Origin of the sequence: Paenibacillus sp. USHLN196 (assembly GCF_037144955.1) — a bacterium.
GTDB lineage: Bacteria > Bacillota > Bacilli > Paenibacillales > Paenibacillaceae > Paenibacillus > Paenibacillus xylanexedens_C.
In genome coordinates, this window is the sequence record NZ_JBBCYH010000020.1 from 1 (window position 1) to 22,529 (window position 22,529).

At 37.8% G+C, this 22,529-nt stretch carries 20 protein-coding genes and 2 pseudogenes; 14 read left to right on the forward strand and 8 right to left on the reverse strand.

The genetic code is table 11. The annotated features are described in order from the left end of the window. The first annotated feature begins 55 nt into the window (after positions 1-55). The 3 genes from WFI24_RS30380 to WFI24_RS30390 all read left to right on the forward strand — a co-directional run bounded on the left by WFI24_RS30380 (position 56) and on the right by WFI24_RS30390 (position 3,490). The gene (locus WFI24_RS30380; RefSeq protein ID WP_336765590.1) at positions 56-1,525 is read left to right on the forward strand and encodes a hypothetical protein; all 1,470 of its coding nucleotides are present in this window, start codon (positions 56-58) and stop codon (positions 1,523-1,525) included. Positions 1,526-2,044: 519 nt separating this feature from the next. Further along, on the forward strand, positions 2,045-2,209 hold the full coding sequence (locus WFI24_RS30385) for a hypothetical protein (RefSeq protein WP_175395083.1): 165 nt from the start codon (positions 2,045-2,047) through the stop codon (positions 2,207-2,209). Between the two features lie 441 nt (positions 2,210-2,650). Continuing rightward, positions 2,651-3,490, forward strand: coding sequence for a hypothetical protein (locus WFI24_RS30390; RefSeq protein WP_175395082.1), 840 nt, complete (start codon positions 2,651-2,653; stop codon positions 3,488-3,490). Between the two features lie 47 nt (positions 3,491-3,537). Here WFI24_RS30390 and WFI24_RS30395 read toward each other — a convergent pair whose 3' ends face one another. Next, positions 3,538-3,879: a helix-turn-helix domain-containing protein gene (locus WFI24_RS30395; RefSeq protein ID WP_175395081.1), complete on the reverse strand. Its 342-nt coding sequence runs from the start codon at positions 3,877-3,879 to the stop codon at positions 3,538-3,540. A gap of 130 nt (positions 3,880-4,009) precedes the next feature. On the opposite strand from WFI24_RS30395, the gene WFI24_RS30400 reads away from it, so the two are divergent. After that, on the forward strand, positions 4,010-4,336 hold the full coding sequence (locus tag WFI24_RS30400; protein ID WP_175395080.1) for a hypothetical protein: 327 nt from the start codon (positions 4,010-4,012) through the stop codon (positions 4,334-4,336). Positions 4,337-4,407: 71 nt separating this feature from the next. On the opposite strand, the gene WFI24_RS30405 is transcribed toward WFI24_RS30400, so the two are convergent. Together WFI24_RS30405 and WFI24_RS30410 are read right to left on the reverse strand one after the other, a co-directional pair. Then, the gene (locus WFI24_RS30405; protein ID WP_336765591.1) at positions 4,408-5,445 is read right to left on the reverse strand and encodes a tyrosine-type recombinase/integrase; all 1,038 of its coding nucleotides are present in this window, start codon (positions 5,443-5,445) and stop codon (positions 4,408-4,410) included. 65 nt (positions 5,446-5,510) lie between these two features. After that, the gene (locus WFI24_RS30410) at positions 5,511-5,765 is read right to left on the reverse strand and encodes a helix-turn-helix domain-containing protein (protein WP_175395078.1); all 255 of its coding nucleotides are present in this window, start codon (positions 5,763-5,765) and stop codon (positions 5,511-5,513) included. 132 nt (positions 5,766-5,897) lie between these two features. On the opposite strand from WFI24_RS30410, the gene WFI24_RS30415 reads away from it, so the two are divergent. The 4 genes from WFI24_RS30415 to WFI24_RS30430 are packed head-to-tail and all read left to right on the forward strand — an operon-like array spanning position 5,898 to position 11,038. After that, a complete protein-coding gene (locus WFI24_RS30415) occupies positions 5,898-6,569 on the forward strand; it encodes a TnsA endonuclease N-terminal domain-containing protein (protein ID WP_175395077.1) in 672 nt (223 codons plus the stop codon). Then, complete coding sequence (locus tag WFI24_RS30420) at positions 6,569-8,548, forward strand: hypothetical protein (protein ID WP_175395076.1); 1,980 nt, start codon at positions 6,569-6,571, stop codon at positions 8,546-8,548. The genes WFI24_RS30415 and WFI24_RS30420 overlap by 1 nt, the downstream gene beginning before the upstream one ends. An 18-nt stretch (positions 8,549-8,566) precedes the next feature. Beyond that, the gene (locus WFI24_RS30425) at positions 8,567-9,547 is read left to right on the forward strand and encodes an ATP-binding protein (RefSeq protein ID WP_175395075.1); all 981 of its coding nucleotides are present in this window, start codon (positions 8,567-8,569) and stop codon (positions 9,545-9,547) included. Between the two features lie 3 nt (positions 9,548-9,550). Beyond that, positions 9,551-11,038, forward strand: a complete 1,488-nt coding sequence (locus WFI24_RS30430; RefSeq protein WP_175395074.1) for a hypothetical protein — start codon at positions 9,551-9,553, stop codon at positions 11,036-11,038. A 169-nt stretch (positions 11,039-11,207) separates the two neighbouring features. On the opposite strand, the gene WFI24_RS30435 is transcribed toward WFI24_RS30430, so the two are convergent. Then, positions 11,208-11,624, reverse strand: a complete 417-nt coding sequence (locus tag WFI24_RS30435; protein ID WP_336765592.1) for an S-layer homology domain-containing protein — start codon at positions 11,622-11,624, stop codon at positions 11,208-11,210. 155 nt (positions 11,625-11,779) lie between these two features. Between WFI24_RS30435 and WFI24_RS30440 the strand changes: the two are divergent. Then, positions 11,780-12,256: pseudogene (locus WFI24_RS30440) on the forward strand (IS3 family transposase); the annotation flags it as partial. A 246-nt stretch (positions 12,257-12,502) separates the two neighbouring features. On the opposite strand, the gene WFI24_RS30445 reads toward WFI24_RS30440, so the two are convergent. Continuing rightward, the gene (locus WFI24_RS30445) at positions 12,503-12,790 is read right to left on the reverse strand and encodes a hypothetical protein (RefSeq protein ID WP_336765593.1); all 288 of its coding nucleotides are present in this window, start codon (positions 12,788-12,790) and stop codon (positions 12,503-12,505) included. Between the two features lie 537 nt (positions 12,791-13,327). Here WFI24_RS30445 and WFI24_RS30450 point away from each other — a divergent pair. The 5 genes and pseudogenes from WFI24_RS30450 to WFI24_RS30470 all read left to right on the forward strand — a co-directional run bounded on the left by WFI24_RS30450 (position 13,328) and on the right by WFI24_RS30470 (position 18,977). Further along, complete coding sequence (locus WFI24_RS30450) at positions 13,328-13,525, forward strand: hypothetical protein (protein ID WP_336765594.1); 198 nt, start codon at positions 13,328-13,330, stop codon at positions 13,523-13,525. Between the two features lie 1,817 nt (positions 13,526-15,342). Continuing rightward, the gene (locus WFI24_RS30455) at positions 15,343-15,588 is read left to right on the forward strand and encodes a hypothetical protein (RefSeq protein WP_336765595.1); all 246 of its coding nucleotides are present in this window, start codon (positions 15,343-15,345) and stop codon (positions 15,586-15,588) included. Between the two features lie 1,586 nt (positions 15,589-17,174). Next, entirely contained in the window at positions 17,175-17,462 is a 288-nt protein-coding gene (locus WFI24_RS30460; RefSeq protein ID WP_336765596.1) for a stalk domain-containing protein, read from the forward strand. 542 nt (positions 17,463-18,004) lie between these two features. Continuing rightward, positions 18,005-18,102: pseudogene (locus tag WFI24_RS30465) on the forward strand (IS3 family transposase); the annotation flags it as partial. A gap of 227 nt (positions 18,103-18,329) precedes the next feature. Next, positions 18,330-18,977: a stalk domain-containing protein gene (locus tag WFI24_RS30470; RefSeq protein ID WP_336765650.1), complete on the forward strand. Its 648-nt coding sequence runs from the start codon at positions 18,330-18,332 to the stop codon at positions 18,975-18,977. Positions 18,978-19,488: 511 nt separating this feature from the next. On the opposite strand, the gene WFI24_RS30475 is transcribed toward WFI24_RS30470, so the two are convergent. From WFI24_RS30475 to WFI24_RS30485, 3 genes are all read right to left on the reverse strand, one after another. Next, positions 19,489-20,223, reverse strand: coding sequence for a Fic family protein (locus tag WFI24_RS30475; RefSeq protein ID WP_336765597.1), 735 nt, complete (start codon positions 20,221-20,223; stop codon positions 19,489-19,491). A gap of 260 nt (positions 20,224-20,483) precedes the next feature. Beyond that, positions 20,484-21,434 carry a tyrosine-type recombinase/integrase gene (locus tag WFI24_RS30480; protein WP_336765598.1) on the reverse strand — a complete coding sequence of 317 codons (951 nt, stop codon included), beginning with the start codon at positions 21,432-21,434 and terminating at the stop codon, positions 20,484-20,486. A gap of 682 nt (positions 21,435-22,116) precedes the next feature. Next, on the reverse strand, positions 22,117-22,527 hold the full coding sequence (locus WFI24_RS30485; protein WP_336765599.1) for a hypothetical protein: 411 nt from the start codon (positions 22,525-22,527) through the stop codon (positions 22,117-22,119). Positions 22,528-22,529 lie beyond the last annotated feature (2 nt).

A 22,529-nucleotide genomic window follows, 5' to 3' on the forward strand; every position in this document is an offset into this window, starting at 1 on the left:
GATTCTCCTTGTGTGAATGGTTGTTGTGGTGACTTCATTCTACACGAATCCGGCCATGGGCCATTTTTTATTTATTTCCAGCGGGTGTCGCACTTCATATTACAATCTGTCAATTAAAAACAAGGGAACTAAGGAAACTCAAAGGTTCAGCTACCGTAGTTTTAACGATTATATTCTTATTAATGAGGTTGAGATCATTTCAAAGAACTCACCAATTCAATCTAAAAATAACAACCAAACCGCAGAGGAATCTATTTTTAAGCTTATCATCTCAAATAAAGATGATTCTGTAACACGAAATACAGTAAAGACTGACAACCAAAATGGTTTTTTTAATGCTCAAATAGATATTATTAATAAACTAATTTTGGATATAGAAGCGGAAATTAAATTATTAGAATTGCCACAGAGTGACCACAATTTATCTGGAGATATTGAACAGTTGTTATTAAAACGGAGTGGATTAAGTTCGGAAATCGAAACATTAACGGAAAAACGTAAGATCTTCTGGGAGAATATTCAAAGTAATGAGTCTAGGCTACTCTCTACTAATCAATTAATCAAGAGATTTTATCTCCTGAAAGAACAATATGAGACTGACATTAAAAGGTTATCATTCTTGATTGAAGGGGATCATTACTTTTCGATGTTAGACTTTGAAAGGTGTCCTCATTGTAATCAACTAATTACAAATACAGAAGATTGCGACCACGTAGAAATTAAACAAAGGAAGGACTCATATACGAAAGAACTTCTTAAAATAAATAGTCATCTTAAAGACCTTAATGATGCACTTGAGTCTATGGAAGGTGAAAAAGCTTTACTGTTAGAATCAACCTTAGATGTTAATCTAAAGTATGAAGAAATAAGTATTAAACTCGATGAGCAACTCTCTCCAAAGATACTATTCATTCAAGAGGAATTGACAGCATTTCTAAAAAAGCAAAAAAACATAATTGAATATTCTGGTTTTCGATCCTCGATTGAAAAACTGATGAATGAAAGAGAATTAATAGCAAGTAAATTAGTTTTAACAAAAGTAGACGAACAGAATCAAACTGTTGAAATGGACTACACTGGATTAATAGCTGAATTGTGTGTGCATATACAAAGATTTTTGACTGATTGGAACTTTCCGGATTCTTCTACTGTTGATTTTGATCCTAAAAATAAAGATGTTCTTATATCAGGAAAAGCAAGGAGGTTATTTGGAAAAGGATACCGATCTATTAGTTATGGAGCCTTTATTATAGGATTAATGGAATATTGTATTAGTAGCGCTTTGCCTCACCCAGGATTTGTTGTCCTTGATTCCCCTGTAACCTCCTATAAGGAACAAGATGAAAACGAAGATAAGACGCCTGAAGAACTGCAAAACAAATTTTTTGAAGAATTAGCTCAAACAAAACGACAAGTAATTATATTGGAAAATAAAAAACCTCCAATATCTATTTTAAAAAAAATAAATTACATTGAGTTTACAAAAAACAAAGAAGTAGGGAGATATGGTTTCTTTAATGTATAACAGCTTGTATTTCTTTCAATTAACAATTCTTTTTAATGTTTGTTATTGGGAAATGTGATGAGTATAAGCTGGTATGAACTCACTATCGAGACATGAGATTGAATAAAATTTTCTTGAACCGTTAACCGTTGATCTGAAAATGATCGACGGTTTTTTTGTGAAAAGGGGCTAATTAATAAAACGTTGTTACATTTATGCACAGATAAACATAGAGTTAGAACAGAATACGGTACATAACGACATAGGGTGGATATAATGCAGTTATTACCATTGTTTCTTTTCCCGATCTGGGTAAACCGACCTTTGAAGTTGAAAGGTCGGTATTTTTTGTCTTAATGTAACATTCAATTAGTATGGCAGAGTGTCATTTTCACATGAATTATGTTATCCTTTGGGTAAATTGTGTCACTCTTCATATCGGAGGTCAGGAAGAGGTTTCGATTGAAGAGTTTGCTACTTTAGATGAAGAAAATCAAGAACCGATCACCACATTAAATTATCTCCATGAGGGGGATTAAAATGAGTAAAACGAATGAAGAGTTTATTAAACAACAGCGAGTTGGCGACCTCCCGAAAGTGAAACTCATGGCTCCTTCGTTAGATGGTGGTCCTGATCGCGAAGTGACCGTTGTTTACCAGCGAAAGGCAAACTATGGTACGCCGTCATTCCTCAAAGATAAATAAACGATTTCTAATGAAAAGCCAACGCTTATATGTTGGCTTTATTCTTTATATGTGATAAAAGAAATTATAACGTTCAAGCAGGTGTGGACCACCCCAATTTCAGGACTCATTTAGCTTGGTGAAAGGCAACAACAATTACATAATTGAATTGAATTCTACAAGTTAAAATGAATATTTTTGTACGATTAAAAAGCTTGGATTGGATGTTTTGCTCAATAATGGGGGTTATCAGGCAGCAATCCATAGTAGAAATATCTTCATACCGTTGGCATATTAAACTATATGAAATGAGAAGAAATACTAGGAACATAGATACAGATAGGCACATTTATCCATACATTGAGACCAACTTCCGATACTCACTACTCTTTACTTTGAATAAAATATACAGAAATAGTAAATACCACTCACTAATCTGCTGAGGCAAAGGAGAATAGATTAGTGAGCATAGAAAAAATCGTTCATTTTGTTCAATCATCAAACTATGAGCAAATGCACAGTTCAGGTGCAAAAGTACAATTGCTGAGACAAGCGATTGGTGAATATCAATCATCCCTTGGACTTCAGAGACTTGAGTGGACAGAACAAAATGTTGTTGGCAAATTTATTGCAACTAAAGAGTACGATTTGAAAAATCAGCAATTGTTTGACTTATTTGATAATCATGGTGTTCTATCTAAGGTGGTCCGAATTAAATTAAACAACCTAAATGAGTCAGAGAAATTATCACTTCAAGAATTCTATACAGCTAGCAACCAATACTTAAGATTTTCTCCGATTAGAGCTAATAGTGGCCACAGAGAAGAGGAACTCTGTGCGTATAGAAAGAACATCACAAAAAACAACATATACTGGCTTTTAGATCAATGGAAACATTATAAAAGGATTTACTCAAGCTTTGTTGAACAGTGGGAATCCATACGTAATCTCGTATTTAAGGAGATGCTACGAATAGAACAGTACAAAGTATCTTTACCTATAGGAAGGCTAAGTGTAGTAATTCCAAATCCATACATTGATGCTGATGCTGTATATAGGCTTGGAGGGAAGAATCTGATACAACGGAGTGGAAAGATTGATATGGAGCAAGTAAAATTATATGCAGCTAGAAGATACTTTTCATTATCACAAGTGTATGAGCTTCTAAATGTTCAGAACATCCAATCGAAATATTTGCTTTTAACATTAACGAGTGAGCGTAATATGATGGAGGGACTAGTACAGCAGAATAATCGATACTCATGGATTAATTTACAAAGTGAAACATCGTGGAAGGAATAAATTTAAAACACAAAAAAGCCGATGTCAGAGACATCGGCTTTTTTGTGTTAACTATCGAAAAATTCAGATAAGAGCAGGTTAACCTTTTTTAAATCGGAAGATTTCATAGGCCAAAGCTTCTCATTGATCTCGTTTAGCAATTTCTCTTTATCATTGTTTCCAATCTTAACATACTTGCTGTAATAAAAGAGTTCATGGACATTGACTTGAAGAGCATCCGCAATTTTTTGAAGATTTAACAAGGTGATATTTTTCTCGGCACGTTCAACGCCCCCAATGTAGGAGAAGTGAAAACCAGCCATTTCGCCTAATTCTTCCTGCGAATATCCTTGTTTTTTCCGTAATTCGCGAACACGTTGTCCTACTAATCTTAAAACAGGTTCGTTCATTGCCACACCTCTAAATTCAGTCTAAACAATGGGAAACCTTCGATACATTAATGTATATAGATTATTTTAATAAAATGATAAGTATATATATCAATTTATCTGGACATAAATGATAAAGGAGGTTGAGAGGATGACAAATCACATAAAAGCAGATGTTGGAGTTGCTACCATAACAGCTCAAGGAATTTTATTTAACGACAGAATATACACGAATCGTGCAGTGATAAAAAAGAAATGGTTTGATTTGGCTAGAGAACAAGGAGAGTGGAAGATTCCTATCGTTCATATCAAAGACTATCGTGAAGCAATTCTGATCATTTCGTTAAAATATCAAGAAGTAAGTGTCGCTACATGGGTGAGCTTAGAAAAGAGAAACGCAAAGGATGTGGATGATTATCACGATCGATTGAACCAACTAAAGCTGCTAAAGAAGAACATTACAAAACAGATTAACTGAACACGGTAAACAATAAAAAAAAGCCTTGTTCAAAGAGAACAAGACGTAGGAAGGTGGAATTCAATCAAATTTCAATCAATGAGACTCGACAGTATAAGGTACTTCTCTAGTGAATCAATATTACGTTGGGCCAATTGTTGTTTCATATTGCGGACAGTATTCGTAGCTGCGTATTGAACTCCAAATGAATGGGTGAGCTGGCGTACAGTAACTTCTGAGGCACCAAATTTCAAAGCATACTTCTTAACCATAGCTTGAATCGCACGCTTTGAAATTCGTTTGCCTTGTGTTTCACCGTTAGGTTTTGCCAAGAATAACGCTCGCTCACCTGATTGAGGAGCATACGTATCAGTTCTGACTTTCAAGTAATCGTACAGATAGGTTTTTGCATTATAACCAAACATAATTCGGTGTTTCGTTCGTACGCTAGCTTGCTGCCTTGTCACGATAATGTAGCCTTCCTGAAGGCTAATATCATCCAGATCCAAATTGACAATATCACTTACCATGACTCCAGACTCTAAGAGCAAGGTAACAATACTGACATCACGAGCTCGATTCAGGTTATGGAACCACTGGGCTTGTACATTATTTTGTTCTATAACGCCTTCTTGTACAAACTTAACAAATGCAGGAATTTCATTGAGACGTAGGATCTTGTTCTGTAACTGACGTGCGACCTCAATATTATTGCTGGGTCTTTCCATGATGAAAGTAGCGAAAACATTACGTTTCAAAATAGGAGTTTCGTTATACTCAAATCTCAAATGAAGATAGGTAAACAATGAGCGCAACGAATGAAACTTACGAACCAGGGACTTATATTGCAAATTTCTAGACGTTGTCAAGTAATCTGCGAATTCTTGTACATGTTCACGCGTTATATCATTGAACATGTCTAAGGTAAGTTCTTTCTCGGTAGCAACGAACGGCCACAGATTTGGTGCGATCCAGCCAAAAAAAATACGAAAATCTCGGGTATATTCTAACAAAGAAGAAGGAGACCGATCATGATCTAGCTTATGTTCAATAAAACATTTTACGGCCAAAGGTAACTCGTCAATCAGCTCTGATAGCAAGGCTAAATCTCTGGATTCTTGTACTTTCATAAACATGGACACCTTCCTTGATCTCTTTTCAGGTTGTGTGCCCAAAATACCTTGGTTTAATACGTTCATGATGAAATTTCGTCGATTAAATTACTGTTTTGAAGATGATTTTTCAGCAATGATTCGAGAGGGGCATCCAAAACTTGTAACAGCAGATACAAGTTGTATGCACTGATCACATGCCTTCCCCGCTCAATATTGGCAAGGGAAGAACGAGCAAGATGATAGTTCTGACATAACTCTTCTTGCGTTTGCTTTTTTAATTTGCGAAGATCCCGAAGCTGCTCACCTAACCATTTATAAAATTCTTCTTCTGACATATAGAATTCTCTCCCTCTATCATTCTATTACTTCTTAGTATGTTCATAGAAAGGCAAGTTTTATACATGCATGTGTATAAAAACTTGAATTTTTGTTTATACAGGTAAACAAATCTAAAGGGGTAACTTGCTATGAATAGAAAGGAACTCTTGAAGTACCAGCCCATCAAGATTCTACGAGGCAAAAAATATGGAAACAATTATTGGACCCCGCGTGGAAATAAAGTCGATAAGCGAATTGTCGAGCTATATAGTGATCTGGAATACGATCACTGGGTTGTGGTTGATTCGGATCCTGAAGTCATAACTTATTGTGAGCAACCATTAGAGATCTCCTATGTATTAAACGGCCAACTCCGTACCTCTATCTTTGATATGTGGATTTTAAAAAAAGATGGATCGGAAATTTTTGTGGAAGTCAAATACAACAAGGAACTGACATCTAAACATCCAAAACACGCGAGAACACTACGACAAATCGAAGCACAAAAAGAATGGTGTCGTATCAACAACAAAAATTATGTAGTTCGTACAGAAGACGATATAAGAAAGGGCCGACATTCAGTTGAGAACCGAACCTCCTTATGTATGTCAGTAGTCAATAGTAAGAAGCCTGTTTATTTAAACGAAGTGCTCGGTGTTATTTCACGTGAAGGGATAAAAATTAAAGAAGTTGTGTTAGAACTATCTAATCTTCCTGTTGAAGATATACTTTTAAGCCTAAAATGGCTCCTTTATGAGGGGGATATCAAAGCGAACATGGAAGATCAACTTATCGGATTTGAAATGGAGGTTCGGAGATAGTGAGCAGATCGCGAATATATGAGCAGGATGGATTAGAACCTGACCAAGCAAATCCTGAACTTTGGCCCTCTGTAGATGAGAATGTTCTCACTGAATCTGCACTTACAGTGTATGTGCAGCGTAAAAACGCAGTAATAATGTATTTCCGGAGGGATGATTTAAATAATATTCAACACACAACCGGAGTTTCACCTCGAAATCTGAGAAGATTAATTCAAAGATGTATTCAGTACGATCAAGATGGAGTTGTTTTTGGATTTCGAGGATTGATTCCACAAAAAAATATAAAGAAATATGAGTTAGATTTATTAGGTCAAAAAAGAAATAAAGATCAAAAAACCGGAGAATTCAATCGTTTTATGGACATGCATCCAGATATTAAAGACCTGGTAGAAGACCTTTTTTTAGGAAGAAAAAAGCGTTCATTGGAACCTGTCATGAAGTTAAAGCACATACACAAACGATTTATTGATCAGTGCAGGGAAAAGGGAATAACTCTCTCTGATTACCCTTTAAATACAAAATGGATGGGGTATAAGGCTTTACAACGTTACATTAAACAAATAGCTGAGAGAAACTTTAGAAAGGCTGCATCTCGCCATGGTAACGATGCGTTTCAAAAAGCAAACCGAGTAGGGGAGGCGGATCAAAACTCACTATCAAATCTATTCCCCTATCAGAAAGTTCAGTTTGATGCTCATCGAATTGATGGTTTTTTTACAGTAGATATTGTTACACCAGACGGAGATCCTATGACCTTAACGCTTGAACGGTTCTGGATTCTTACCATCATTGATGTAAGTACTCGGAACATTTTAGGATATTCTATTTCACTAAGTAGAGAGTATGGGGGAAGTGACGTGATGCACTGTGTTCGTAATGCTATCATGCCACATAAACGGCTTGAATTGACAATCCCAGGCCTGAATTACCATCCCCCTGGTGGTTTCCCATCAGAAAAGTTTCCTGAGTTAGAGTGGGCAGTGTGGGATGTGATGTGTCTAGATAATGCAAAATCTCACTACGCTAAAATGGTACAAGATCGACTCACGAATTTAATTGGATGTACACCGAACTTTGGTCCCGTAGCACTTCCAATGAGAAGAGGAGTGATTGAAAGGTATTTTAAAAACTTAGCAGGAAGCTTATTTCATCGGTTACCAAATACAACGGGGAGTGGTCCGGATGACCCTAGAAGAAATAATCCTGAAGAGACCGCTCTTCGTCTTAACATCACATACGAACATTTATTGCAACTCGTGGATGTAATGATTTCTAATTACAATGGCACACCTCATGGAGGGATTTATCATCAAACGCCACTTGAACTTCTTGAAAAAAGGATACAACTAAGAGGTTTATTACCAAGGCGCCTGGAAGAAGAGAAACGATCGGAGATGTTATTTATGCAAACCCAAATAAATCGAACCGTAAGAGGCTCTCTAGTGACTGGAAGAAAGCCTTACATTCAATATGAAGGTGTAGAGTACCGGAGTGAAAAACTTGCGAACTCTGCCCATCTAATAAAGCAAGAGTTAATTATACATGTAAATGTTGACGATCTGCGTACCATAAAAGCATTTCTACCCGACGGCAGTGAATTCGGTTATTTAACAGCCAGTGGAAGGTGGTCACTTACTCCACATTCCTTGCAAACGAGACGTGCAATCAATTCATTAGTTCAGCGGAGGCTAATTCATTACACGACTTGGGATGACCCTATCTTCGTGTACACTGACTATTTATTGAGTAAAGAAAATTCCAAGAAATCAACAATAAATAAAATTACTCAAGTAAAAGAGGTAAGTAAACAAAAGCCGACAGCTGAAGCAGAAGAACAAACAAAAGCATTAGAAGAAGCAAAAGCACAAAATGATTTATTAGACAAAGTTCGAGAAGAACAATTGAATAGGGAAAAGCTCAATGAGATGGATAATTATGAGCGTTTATTAAAACAATTCAAGACAAAAATGTACTAAAAAAAGGAGAAGATAACATTGGATAATCACTTGATACCTGTTGGAACACACCCTATTGAAGTAGGCCATTATTTACTCCCAACCAAAGAGGTACTCCGTTTAATGGATAATCTCAAAAAGATTGTACTGAACCGCTTACCAGGAATGATTGTCTATGGTCGGCCACGTCTCGGAAAAACTACTGCATTAAAATTTGCTTTGGAGAATCTGCCGCATTTTATGAATGCACCCATACCAATCTTTATAGCCAACAGCAACTCATACAAGTTTCCCAACGAAGGAAAATTTTATGCGGATCTTCTCCATGACTTTGATTTTCCGTTTATAGCTAGAAGACAAGCCGATGAAATGCGGAATCAAATTGTCAATTTGCTAAAAGAAAGAGCGGAATTGTCTCGCTTAAGAAGGGTTATCTTGATTATGGATGAGGCACATCGCCTAACAGAATCACATTTTATTTGGTTAATGGACATCCACAATCAACTGGATCGTGCGAAAATTAGTATGACTGTGATTTGCGTAGGTCAAGAAGAGTTGCTCACGAGAAGAACATTCTTTCTAGGACAACGTAAGTCTCAAATCATTGGACGCTTTATGACACATGAGCATCGTTTTTTCGGTATCACTTCCTTGGACGATATCAGAGCTGTTCTTCGATGCTACGATTCATCGGAAATCTCCGCATATCCCGAAAACAGTGATTGGAGCTTCACTAGATATTTTTTTCCTGAAGGATATGCGAAAGGTCATCGCTTGGAGGAAGATGCTGCTTTAATTTATCAACAATTTCAAAATATTCGTAGCGAACATGGGGTTCATTCAAAACTTGAGATCCCTATGGAGTACTTTACGTATGCTGTTGAAAACGCTCTGAAGATATACGGAGCTCATGGGGAACAACTTGAATGGATTTCATCTCAAGATTGGTTAGAATCCATCAAACTTAGTGGCTACATTGAGTCAGAAATTTATATGTCTTTAGCAGGTAGTGGTGATTAATAAATGAATGTTGTTTGGAGGAAAGAATGGATCAATGAATATGAATCGCCCTGGTCTGTATTTGAAAAATTGGCTTTGGTAAACCTTACGGATCGGAACGAGATTCTAAAAGTCCTTGGCAGTACTCATGTAAAGAACATTAAACATCACATTGGAGATAACCAAAGAGAACTATTACAGTTAAATGGTTTTAACGTCGAAAGACTTCATCAAACATTGGATTTCAACTTACAAGAGCACAATAATAAAATTATTCATTCGTTGATAACTCCATTTTCTGAATTATATAGTTCCTGGGAGCATTGGTTTCATCCAGATTTACACTGGTGTTCGCAGTGTATGGAGGGAGGGTTTCATTCTTGGTTGCATCAGTTCAGGCTTTTCGATGAGTGTGTATTTCATGATCTTAAATTGAATCATGTTTGTCCAGGCTGTAGGTCAGCAATACCTTTCTTGTTGTCGAATAGACAGTTAAAACATGCATTTCAATGTAAATGTGGACATGCCTTTTCTAATTTTCATGTGTCCAGTTGGAACGAATGGAGATCGCCTGATCAAATGAATCCCGATGTCCTTCGTTGGCTCCAAGCAAACCAGGCAAGCATGATGACGTCAAATATGCAGTCTAAATGGATCATTCATGCAGAACATTGCAATCTGAAGCGATTAGTTAAGGAGTCGCCTGAAGCAATAAAAGTATTTCATTCAGACGACTCCTTACATAGGGGAGATTATTTCTCTAATCGTTTCCAAAAAGAATTACTGCGAGTTATTTCTGGTACTGTTCAACGAGTTGTAGAGCGACTATTTCAGGATTCACTCCAAAACCATCAACATTGCATCACTCAATTAATGGAGCTAAGAAAATCGAATGAAGCAATTGAGTTTCCTGAAATTTGTCCCTTTGCCTATGCTTATGTTTTTTGGAGGAAATCTATTTTAAAGGAGGAACATTTCTATGGCTATAATTCTTTAAGAACAACCTTGATTTCTGATGCTGAACCACTAATAATCAGGGATCTTCTGGAGTATTTTTCTGATCAGGTCTTCAGTTATCAAATGAAGATTCTCCAAAGGCTTGATGCAAGGATACTTTTTTGGATTCTTGAAAAACTAGTTATGCAGTTCAGTGAAAATTTCTTCTGTACTTGGTTAGAGATTGCAGGGAAGAGGAGTAAAGAAATTAGCGTACCATCTTGGCAGGAAATTGAAAAAATGAGAGATCAGTCTTTTCCAAGTGTTGCTTTTAAGTACAATTTTGATGAGAGCAGTTCTTCCAGCAGCATTGAGTATTATCATCTAAGTAAAAATGAATCGATACTTAATAAATTCGAATGTCCTTATCAGCATGAAAGTGCTAAAGCGGATATTCAGTCAATGATATCGTACATGCCACAAAAAGTTGCAATGCTTATCATGAACAATCCAAGTGATGAGAATAAGATGCTACAAAAAACAGTCGAGACATATGTAAAAAAATTGAATTTCTGATAACCGTTAATCTGAAAAGATTGACGGTTTTTGTGTTTAATAATTCGTTAAACGTACTCTGAAAATGGAAAGGGGAACGGCAATCGGTACAAGTTCTTGTCCTTTAACGGTACATGTTCTTGTCCTCCGACAATCATGTAGTTAATAATTACACCACCACCAATGAACTCTAGTAATCGATGCGGAATAAAATCATATGCACAAAATACGGATTTTGTGCATATGTAAACATAGGGCCCAGATCTGGGTCGAGGGATAACATTCGGATCAGGAGTGCAGTCGCTTCTGCCCTTGTAACCAGCCCATCAGGAACAAATTGATTTGCTGTCCGTCCCTCAATTAGACCAGCGGCGTAGGCAAATTCAATATTCTCTTGGTTCCAGGTATGATTAATATCGCGAAACGGGCTGGCAGAATTCGTGAAATAATTTAGCTCAACAATTCTTCCCACAAGTTCAACCACTTCTGCTCTGGACAGATATTGATCCGGTTTGAAGGCTCCATCCGCATATCCACGAAGCACGCCTTGCTCCGCGATCTGAAGAATACCCTTTTTTGCCCAGAGATTATTAACGTCTTTAAACACTATTGGTTCAGGGCTTCCTTCGGATGGCGAGAAGACTCGGTTTAACATGATGCTAAATTCAGCTCTCGTTACGCGATTGTTTGGCCTAAAGCTCCCATCTGGATACCCTGTGATACCTTGCAGGGATTGAAGCAATTGAATATAGGGCTTTCCCCAATGACAAACTGGTTACTGACATCACCTATATTCGCGCTGGAGAGCAGTTTGTGTATCTCTCTGTTATTCAGGATTTATACAATAACGAAATTGTAGCGTGGCATCTTTCTGAACGAAATGATCTTGCTTTGGTTCATGAAACACTGGATAGACTCCGTTAGCATGTGGATCTAAGTGGCGTAATCTTGCACTCGGATCAAGGATTTCAATATACCTCGAAGCCTTTTAACCGTAAACTGAAACAGCTCGGCATGCTAGGCAGTCACTCTAGGCGTGGAAATTGCCTAGACAATGCCTGTATCGAGTCTTTTTTCTCTCACTTAAAGACCAAGAAAATATACTTGAATAAGGCTGCAAATAAAGCAGAGGTTGAACAACAAGTGAGCGAATACATATTGTTTTACAACCATAACCTATTTCAGAAAAAACTAAACGACCGTTCCCCGGTAGAATACCGGGAAACGGCCGTAGCTTAAATCTTGTCTTTTTTGTACTGTCTACTTGACAGGGTTATGACCAAAATAGCGACTTTAATGGGAACATGTTCTTGTCCATTCCGGCAATCGGTACAAGTTCTTGTCCTTGGCTCGGGACAAGAACTTGTACCGATAACATAAAAAAGCCGCTAAAATAGCGACTTTAATAGGAATATGTTCTTGTCCCTCGTCACTAATTGCGACAACAATCCGTCATAAAAAAACTATTTCTATGTAGATAAGAAATTATAAATTGCCTCTGTTGACCGCCCTTAATTTCCAGGCTACAAGTTCCTTGAATTTTTCTTTTAAATTTGTATTATCACCTATATTCAATAATCTGGAAACCTCATCAGAGCTTATAAATACCTTTTTTCCGTAGGCTGTTACTTCCCATTCATAATCTGCCCCTGCCTCTTTACGCACCGAGAACAACCCCTTGCAAACCATATTCGCCTCGTCGCCAATGGCCTGTATTGCTTGCGAGAAACCCTCAAGTCTCTCCGTATCCATAGATTGCTGCATAGAACTCATTCATATAACCCCCTATATCGTATGTGTACATTAACATATTACCACTGAATGGTTTATATTGGAATAGGTGTAAAATGTCGTAAAAATAATGACGAATAACCTCATAAATTAGCACTACTTATCGATAAAGAATGATCATTGAATATTACACCGCGAGTAAGCAAATGCATCTGGGGAGAATGCTCGCTGTCTGTCTTTTTTGGAAACATAAAGATGGATTAAGGAAATTCCTAACATGAAGGACAACCCTGAAAAAGCAGAGGTTATTAAAAATTTGAGGAGTTTAAGGTCAGCCAATTGCACCTGGAGCCAAAATGGATATCTGTACCTGACGATCCGCCTAAGGTAGGAATGATCGCTTAAATCCCCCTCTTAACTCCACTAAACATAATAAAAACTTAAAGATATAAATATATTTTAACAGCAGATGAGGACGTTAGTAAGACTCACGTCCCAACCTACCCTAACACTACTCACAATTGGCGGACGTGGTAGGGAACGAGAAAGCCGCGCAAAGACTTGCGGGACGTTGCGACATTGGTCGAAATCGGCGTTAAGAACCATGACATTCAAGCGCTATTGTTGGCGCACCGGATTGTTCATGACGTGGACGCGTTCGTAATCAATCGACCGTCGGAAGGCGAGTACGGCGCGGCGCGATCGGCGGACAAAGCGAAGCTTGAAGAAATCGCAGCATATATCGAAAAGAACACGGACGGGACGGCACGACCGTAAACTTCCGGTTGGTTCATAAGCCGTTCGTCATAGAGGTAATCGGGCGCCTTCGTTCGGTCATCTTGCGGCAACAACGCAACCGACGTCATTTCGCCGTTGTACAAAACCGTCTGGCCCGTTAATGCTATTGTAACGACGATAATCGAACTTGAAGTGTTAAGCATATAGCTATTCGGAAGAACGGTCAGCGTCTGTACTAGTGTTGGTTCTACCGCCGCGACCGTAGGGTTAAGGTTTCCGTAAATAGAGATACGAAGGCGCAATAAGATCCTGAAGCGCCCCAGGGCCGGAAACCGGCATCCGTTTCCACGCATTCTCAACTTGGCTTCTCGGAATGAGGTAATTCATCGAACTCGGAACGTGATCGTTTCCGGATAACTTGTAGGTAAACTTCTTGCCTCGCGCCTGTCGGAACTCGCGTCCTTCGTGCTCGACAATGTGCTGCCAAACGAGATCAAATAAATTCAAATTATCACCCCAATTAATTGGCTAAATTGAATGCTTGCTGAAGCACGCCGCGATCGTAACCGGTGGATTTCCCGAACATGTAGACAAGAATCTTGTCTCAATGGTAGTTTTGGAAACATTAACCTGAAACCAGTGATATAAATCCTTTCACGTCAGACGTGTAGGCGTCATCGATCGCTTGCATGAATACAAGACCCAAACCTCGACTCGACGTTAGGATCAACAGTCTCTGGCTGAAGTTCAGAAAGTTGCTTGCCGATACTTCCTCGTATTCATACGTCGATGGCGATATGTAAATGCGGTGCTACGGGCAGAATAGTTCATTCGACTTCACAAGATAGCTACTTCACTAACGCTCAACTGATTAGTTATAAACCTAATCGGCAATTGGATTATGTTCTTGTCCCTTCACAACTTTCCAGAACTAAATTTCCGTTTTTTAATATCTAGCCGCCGCTGTTTACCTCTCCGAGGCAGTCATTCCATTAGGATGGGGAAACTGACATGTATCATTGTATTTATCGTGGCTTAAACTACATGTGCTCATATTTAGATATTTATCTAATCGGTAATCGGACCATGTTCTTGTCCTTTTCGGGAATCGGTACAATTTCTTGTCCTTGGCTTGGGACAAGAAATTGTACCGATAAAATAAAAAAGCCGCTAAAATAGCGACTTCAATGGGATTATGTTATTGTCCCTCGACAGCAAGTGACAATAACGATCCAACCATTGCGTTTAATCTTCAAAATTACTCACCTTCGTCTTAAGACATTGTCTGTTTCTGGAAGTATCGATTGCCAGACCTGCACCAGGAACTTTCATGAGCTGAAGACCGGGCAATAGGCACACGGCTGCTCCCTCCGATCCGGACGATATCCGAACAGCTTCATAGCGCGCCACCGGCGCACAAAGATAGTTTTATTGTCTCGTGTATCTTTGGTAACTATAAATTAAAGAAGGAGTGAACCAACTATGTTAAATGAAAAATCATTGTGCGGGTCCAGCGACCATGAACCTGAAGATTAAGGACAAACCGTGTTGTTGAATAACGTTTTACCTTTTCGTGCTCCGAGGATCCAATCTCTTTTGCATCAGTATCTTGTTTCGGCAGTGTTGTTACTTGTTTACTGAGAGGCCCCCCCACACCTTGCGTAATCTTAACTCCTTAGTATCATACAGTTAGTTATTTCACGTGTTGCCTAATGATCTTCTTCTTGAATTTCCTACTTCGGCGTACAGACTGTTTATTTTTATATAGAAGTAGTTCTATAATACTGGTATAATATAACTACTGATTCTAGGTATAGTTCCTGAGACATGAAATATTTAATGGAGGATTTTTAGCTATGGATGGAGTAAGCATTGTTATCGGCCTTGTACTTGGACTCATTGTGTTTGTCATTTTAAATAAGTTTATAAATATTACCTATTACGGGTTTAAGGCGATAGGTGCTACGTTTATTGGATGTATGTTGGTAGGCATGGTTGCCTTCGCATTCGTAGTTACATATTGGTATTGGTTCCTTGTAGGTGGTGCTATAATTGGTGGACTTGTTTACTTAGGGAAACTGAATAAGAGGCAACCAGAATAATACATACTAGACGCATGTAAGCCCAATCTGAATAAAGATTGGGTTTTTAATTACGATTCATCTCATAAGTAAAATAAAACGTCCTTTAAACAGACGCTCTTATACTTCGTCCCTGATTTTTTGAACAAACAATACATTTACTTAACCTTAGAAACGGATTCTCGCAGATCCCATTTGTCTTCTCATTCGATTTTGTCTTAGCAAATAACTTATCAATAAAACGGAATATAGTATATGTTAGGATGTACCTTCAAGAACTGTTCTAACAAATGATTCCATTATGTAGTTTTGGACCTTTTCATAATTGCTATCATTTTCATACATATTGAGGAGTTCGAAAATCATCCGGTGGTGTAAGGTGATTTTGGATTTGGAAACCTTTATCGGAGATCCTTCCAAATTATTGTTGAATAATACGTACCAGGTGATGCTCCTCAATAAAGATAACGTGCCCACCTGTAGAGATAATTGTTATTTGTGACTCCGTAGACAGATACTCGTAACTTCCAGGGAACAGCACCCTCCGAATTTAATTTCAATATAGCAGCCGCTGTACACAAGTTCACCGCATACAAAGTGACGTGTGCTCCCCCGGTCAGGATGTCCAAGAATAATAGGGCCTTCAATCATATTTGGTTTATTGGCTTCAGGAATCATCAGATCCTTCTCCGCACCCCATTTACGATAACTAAGATCCCGCGCCCCAGATATCGGCTATACCGAATCCGCCTCGCTAATGACCATTTTTTAAATAGTCACCTCTTATAGATTGAATACAATTTATGGTGTAAAAGTTCGTAATCCATGTCGTTCCATCAGGAAAAGTTACAACTACATCAACCTGAGCATTCTCTATATCATCTGCCCATGTTGTAACCTCTTCAACACGCTTGTTTTTGACTTTAGATTTATTTGAAAGTTCTTGTAGAGACTTGAGCCATCTTTTTACTGTTATTTGTAGTTCTTTAAAAGTATTTTCTTCTTATCTCATGTATGTTGGCAGGTGTAAGCTCAGAAGAAATGATACCATGCAGGAAATCTTACATGTTCCTCCATCAAAGCAGTTCACCTCCGTGCCTATCACACCATATTGGTTATAAGATAACTCTCTAATGGACATTTTTGAAGGTCTCTAACACCATATGAGCGTGGTTATCATTTTACAATTTTTACAACTCGAGAAGTAGCTAGTTTGCGACCATTTAATATCTTAAAGTTACATCTCGCCACAATCATTGAATTTATCATATGGAGGACAGTTTTATTAATGATGATAGAATCTCAATCTGGACGATGACACAATGTTTTTATCTTTTACCAACATTGACAGAAAACACTTGGGTTAATTCATGTATTATCCAAAAATCCGTAGAGGTGTAGGGTTGAGAAAACCTCACCTCTTCTTTTTATACAAAGAGAAGATAGGAAAAAAGTCAGTTTATCGTCTATATTCGACAATAACTAGTCCAGATTGTGATCTTTTTCGAGACATATAGGGAGAAAGTCTCTTTAGCTCCTATTACTGTTCCCTCAAAATATAAGATGATACTAGTTATTACAAGAAGAAGTAAATATGGAAAGTGAGTATGATCCTTGCAACTGGACTGCTAATTCCAACTATAGTTTGGGCAGCAGGAAAACAAATTACTGCTCACTTGTCTCTGCAAATTATGATGCTTCTGGAGGGCCGAGTTGTTATCGGGACGCCTTCAGATACTCCGATTTCTTATAATGGAAAAACCTATGTACCGTTACGACTGGTCGGTGAGTCACTGGGGTATGAAGTGAAGTGGGATGGATCAAACACTACAATCTCAATTACAGCTCCGGAAGAAGACTATCCTCTTATAGATAATGAAGCGGTTGAAATTTAACCAAAGAGGCAAACTATGACTTTATTACTTCCTTGGATAGCAAGTCCTTACTTGGCGGCATCAATATGGAGCTCACCTATACACTGACCAAGGACGTTTCACGACCACCAGTCATAGTGATGGAAACACTCACTAAAGACCATACGGTGCTAACAAGCGAAACAAAACTGCTTAAGACTAAAGCCGGCACATATAAGGATTTCATCATTGGAGATAAGAAACGTCTTCCATACAGCGTTAAGATGAAGCGTGAGGACGTTATCAAACAAATGGCCGAAGACTACTATTATCGTATTAAGATACAATAATAGAGATAATAGAGATCTATAATACATATTGATACTCTTAGGTCTATTGAATCCTAAAACCTAGTTACGTCAGAGGTTTTACGGTTACAACAATAAGCAACCGGAAGTTTGAACTGCAACCCATTTGTTAGACAAGACTAACAATGGAGGTGCGATTTTGTTTGCTAAATTCAATTTAGATGAGAAATTGAAAACCGTTCATAGATATCAGAATGGTAAATTGTTACATACGTAGTAATGGAGAACTTCTTTGGCATGATGAAGACAGAGTTTCTTTATCTGAATGAGTTTGAAGTGTAGATGACTTCAAGCAAGAACTAGCTCAATACATGTAGTACTACAATCACAAACGCATCAAGGACATGAGTTTATCGGAAATCCTTGCGTAGCACTAAATCATGATAAACCTAATCCTCCTATCAAATATTTTTCTAATATACATGACGGTTTTCACCTACACTTTTTTATTTCAAAGGAAGGAAATATCGCCCAATCCGTGGAAATAATTACCTACAATTTCATATGCCTAAATAAAGAGGAGAAGTTCGTATTGTCAAAAATGAAGAGACTTAGAGATGTAACTGTAGGGGTCACTTTGGGAGGAGTTTTGTTCTCCGGAGTTTCTTATGCAGCGACTTCGAACATCGCTGTCCAATTTCTGCAGTTAAAATACCATTTCGATGGAGTTGAGAAGACACCTGCAACAGGAAAAACCGGATTTATTTACGAAGGTTCAACATATGTTCCGCTTCGCTTTGCAGCGGAATCGCTCGGTAAAAGCGTTGTATACGACAATAAGAACCTGGAGGTTCATATTGGTGATGCATATGCAGAAGGCAGCGAAGTAAAACTGACGGACGAACAAAGGCTTCAGAATCTCTTATCCTCAACCAGTCAACACTACGGAGAAGCTGGTAGAAACCAAAATATTCAATGGTGGTACAAAATCCAATTCACCGAGTACGATACAGCTACCGGCGAATTTGAGGGTCAAATCGAATGGTTGAATCTGAATTCCATCAACAAGATTGAAGGCAAGCTTTCCGGTAAAACCATTACTTTTAAGGAAACGGAAAAAATCAAAGCAGGAAACGCAGTGATAGGTCCAGAATACACACTAACGATTAAAGATAGTAAACTGTCTGGAACATGGAAACTCGATAGTGACGAGGGAAACATCATTTGGTTTAGTATCAACGATTTGTAACGCCCCCATCCCCTTCGAAGATTCGGAAGGGGCGTCATTTGTCCTATATGTGGTGTGTCAGATGGTTTGTTGTGTTCTCACTCTTAACAAAAAAACAATTTGAGATCCTTTTATTTCTGTACTTTTAAGTCCAAAAATAAAAGGATCAACCACATCTCATGTGGGGAGACCCAACAGATATACCTTTGGAAGATAGTAAATTAAAGAGAAAATTAAATACACCTGGGCAAATCTTTAAAGATAATATTGCATTACTTTTAATAAAAGAATTGTACCTCGCAATTTAAAGTCCGGATAGATATAATGAGGATTAGAAAATTGGTTACCTTTTTCCAGGTTTTCTTTGAATCATTGAGCAATCCTTCTCGCTCATTCAAATAAAAGAGATTAATATCTTGTGAAAGTTATAGGGAACCTAGATATTAAATTTCCATAAAAAACGCACCTATTAGAGATTGTTTTGATGTGTTGATTACTTATACTCCTAAGTGGATGTAATGCAATTTATTATTTAGGCTGACAATATTAGCTCTAAGTTATTTCTTACTTCCGTTGCAACCAGGTCGATTATGGGCTGAAGATCCCCATGATCAGCTTGTTCTAGAGCGGTGTAATATTCCTCACGATTTTCATTCCTAATGATTGCTGGAGGGAAGCCATTTTTCATTAATATCAGGTTCATTGCCAGTCTGCTCACTCTGCCATTCCCATCTGTAAAAGGATGGATTGCCACGAGTCTGTGATGAAAAATAGCTGCTAGTTGTATAGGATGCATTGTTATTTTCTGAGTATTATACCAGTTTATTAACTTTTCCATCTCTACTGAGACATGGATAGCTGGGGTGTATTGATGAATATTACCTGTAATCGTCAATACATGATTATCTTCCTTTTTGTAATCTCCTGGAGAGAAATTAATATCCCTTACACCTTGGAACAGTATAGCGTGCATATCTTTGATGAAACGTTCTGTAAGATCTCTATCCTTAATTACTTCTTGTAAATAATCAATTGCTTCAGCATGATTAACAATTTCAAGATGTTCTCTAAGCGATTTTCCTTTTACCGTTAGACCTTCTCTTAGAAAAAAAGCTGTTTCTCTATAAGTAAATGTATTCCCCTCTATTGCATTTGAATGATATGTCCATTCTTCACGAAATTTTTGAGCAATTATATTCATTAGATCCGGTTGTAACGGTCTTCTTTTATCAACCTCTTTACGCAGATTATTAATATTTTCAAACATGGCACTCTTCCCTCCCTATATTGCTATTATAATAAATTATTCCATAATAAAGATCGGATAATACTTTGACACTTATAAATATATCCATAATAATTTTAACTTGTAGAACATCACCTGACAATCTAACATAATTCAAACTAATGTGGCCAGTCTTAAAAGGATCTTACCTATATATCCATATTCTTGAATACTTTTGCAATATCCGCTTTTCGAACCGCTTCATTCTATCCATTTCATATAAACTAGATATTTCCGTGTGTTTAAAGTCCGCTTAAAGTGGAATTTGTATCGCTGATCGCATTTAAAGGAACATTTACGGTAGCCATCGCCCTTTTCTTTTGTTCATCGTTAACGTGCGTATAAATCATCGTAGTTTCAATTGAAGAATGCCCCATAAGTTCCTTCACTACACGAATATCCACATCATTTTTTAGGAGCATTGTAGCAAAAGAGTGCCTTAATTTATGGCATGAAAGTTTCATATCACTAACCGTTGGATTGCTCTTTTTGAATGCTTCAAATGTTTGATTGATGATTTTCTGTATCTGCCTGATGGAGAGCCTCCGGCCTTTCTGAGATACAAAGAACGCGTCTTCCTTCATTCTATAAGGAGAGATCCTCTCTTTTTCAACCTCCAGCAGATAGCCTAGTAATACATCTGGAACAGGGATCTCATTCCACTTTCGCCCTTTCCCAAACACTTCAATGGTTCCTCTGTTTTTTTTCAGATCTTTCAAATTCAACCTGTTAACTTCGCCTACTCGTAATCCACAATACGCCATAAGCAAGAAAATCGCTATGTTTCTGTTCTTATAGCGTCCTTCAATATATTTAAGACTTTCAGAGAGATCCTCTTCCTCTAGATAGATCGGTTTCTTGTTTTTCTCTGTTTTTGACTTTTTTACTTCGGCAGCCGGATTTTTTGACACGAGTTCAAAATCAATCAGCGCCATATAGAAAGTTCTAATGGCAGAAAGAGATCTGTTTCGTGTTTTATCTGCTGTAGAACCCTGTTTATCATTCAGAAACTCCATAATATGAAGTTTCCCCGCATCTTGGAGTAGGGATCCATTTAACGAGTCTAAATAAATCAGGCTTTCTCTCATATATTCTTTTTGAGTAGATGCAGTGTATCCGGATTGCTTTAAATATATTCGAAAGGCCCGGATTTGTTCACTATATAAATGTTCGAGTTCATATCGGTCACGCATTTCCCTCACTCCGGTCTCGTATTTATATAATTTTAGATTAGTAGATTACGTTGAATATTCATCCAGCACAAAAAAACTATTTTAATCATAATTTACAATATGAAGCAATTTTAGTCGAGTCAATTCACGTATAGCGTGTCCGCTTGAAACTTAAAAATAACTTAAAATCAAAAGTGCGTCAAATCTGAGTTTGGCGCACTTTATTATAGCACATATGTTCCTCTAAAGGAGTCCAATTTTACTTAAGCTACCAAGTAAGTAAAGTGAATTCTAAGATATTGCTTTCGCAATTGAAATTGATCAGTAAATTATCCATATTAATTGTGAAAGTCATGACGGATGACGGATTGTAATATGAAGTGCGATGCCTCTTGAACTTTGACCTTGCCGATGGAGGATTTCTAGCTTGCTGTGCTCGATTATGCTAAAGTGTGTGTAGCTATGGTGGATTCTCCTTGTGTGAATGTGGTGTAGGAACCTTCATTTTACACGAATCCGGCCATGAGCTATTTTTTATTTATTTCCAGCGGGTATCGAAATTCAGATTACAATCCGCCATAGCAATAGTCAGTCACGAAGAAGCGGTTTTGTACACATGTCTTTAAGTACAAAAAACCGCCCCTCTTTTGAGAGTCGGTTTTCTGTGATATGCATAGAATAGGCTCAAATTCATCAGCTAAAGTCAAAAAATGAGAGGCTGCATCACAAACGAATTGACATGAGCCAATGGATCGGAATGGTGAATGATTGTGTCTAATCCCGAAACTGAAGGATAAATGTGTCCCACCGTCTGACCAGAAGATGTGAGTGTTGTTCCCCCCGTTCCATCAGGCATACTACTGGCAACAACATGGCCATGATCATGTACATCTTGTCCACCAAATATATTCTTTTGAGTATGTGCTACTTTTTGACCATGTTCGTACACATCAATGCCATCAAATATATTTGGAACAGTATGGCCGAGGTGCTGCCCTCCGCTGGTTATATTATCGCCTCCAAGTGCATTTGGTGTTGTGCTAATAACTTCTTGACCATGCTGAACAATCGTCTTACCGCCAAACACATTATCAAAAGCATCATATGTCTCCATAG

Bases quoted from the DNA above. Each gene is read 5' to 3' on its own strand.
- WFI24_RS30385 (WP_175395083.1), top strand. From the start codon at position 2,045: ATGAGTAAAACGAATGAAGAGTTTATTAAACAACAGCGAGTTGGCGAC.
- WFI24_RS30400 (WP_175395080.1), top strand. From the start codon at position 4,010: ATGACAAATCACATAAAAGCAGATGTTGGAGTTGCTACCATAACAGCT.
- WFI24_RS30405 (WP_336765591.1), bottom strand. From the start codon at position 5,445: ATGAAAGTACAAGAATCCAGAGATTTAGCCTTGCTATCAGAGCTGATT.
- WFI24_RS30445 (WP_336765593.1), bottom strand. From the start codon at position 12,790: ATGAGTTCTATGCAGCAATCTATGGATACGGAGAGACTTGAGGGTTTC.
- WFI24_RS30380 (WP_336765590.1), top strand. From the start codon at position 56: ATGGGCCATTTTTTATTTATTTCCAGCGGGTGTCGCACTTCATATTAC.
- WFI24_RS30470 (WP_336765650.1), top strand. From the start codon at position 18,330: ATGAAGAGACTTAGAGATGTAACTGTAGGGGTCACTTTGGGAGGAGTT.
- WFI24_RS30455 (WP_336765595.1), top strand. From the start codon at position 15,343: ATGGATGGAGTAAGCATTGTTATCGGCCTTGTACTTGGACTCATTGTG.
- WFI24_RS30475 (WP_336765597.1), bottom strand. From the start codon at position 20,223: ATGTTTGAAAATATTAATAATCTGCGTAAAGAGGTTGATAAAAGAAGA.
- WFI24_RS30485 (WP_336765599.1), bottom strand. From the start codon at position 22,527: ATGGAGACATATGATGCTTTTGATAATGTGTTTGGCGGTAAGACGATT.
- WFI24_RS30415 (WP_175395077.1), top strand. From the start codon at position 5,898: ATGAATAGAAAGGAACTCTTGAAGTACCAGCCCATCAAGATTCTACGA.
- WFI24_RS30395 (WP_175395081.1), bottom strand. From the start codon at position 3,879: ATGAACGAACCTGTTTTAAGATTAGTAGGACAACGTGTTCGCGAATTA.
- WFI24_RS30430 (WP_175395074.1), top strand. From the start codon at position 9,551: ATGAATGTTGTTTGGAGGAAAGAATGGATCAATGAATATGAATCGCCC.
- WFI24_RS30410 (WP_175395078.1), bottom strand. From the start codon at position 5,765: ATGTCAGAAGAAGAATTTTATAAATGGTTAGGTGAGCAGCTTCGGGAT.
- WFI24_RS30460 (WP_336765596.1), top strand. From the start codon at position 17,175: ATGATCCTTGCAACTGGACTGCTAATTCCAACTATAGTTTGGGCAGCA.
- WFI24_RS30480 (WP_336765598.1), bottom strand. From the start codon at position 21,434: ATGCGTGACCGATATGAACTCGAACATTTATATAGTGAACAAATCCGG.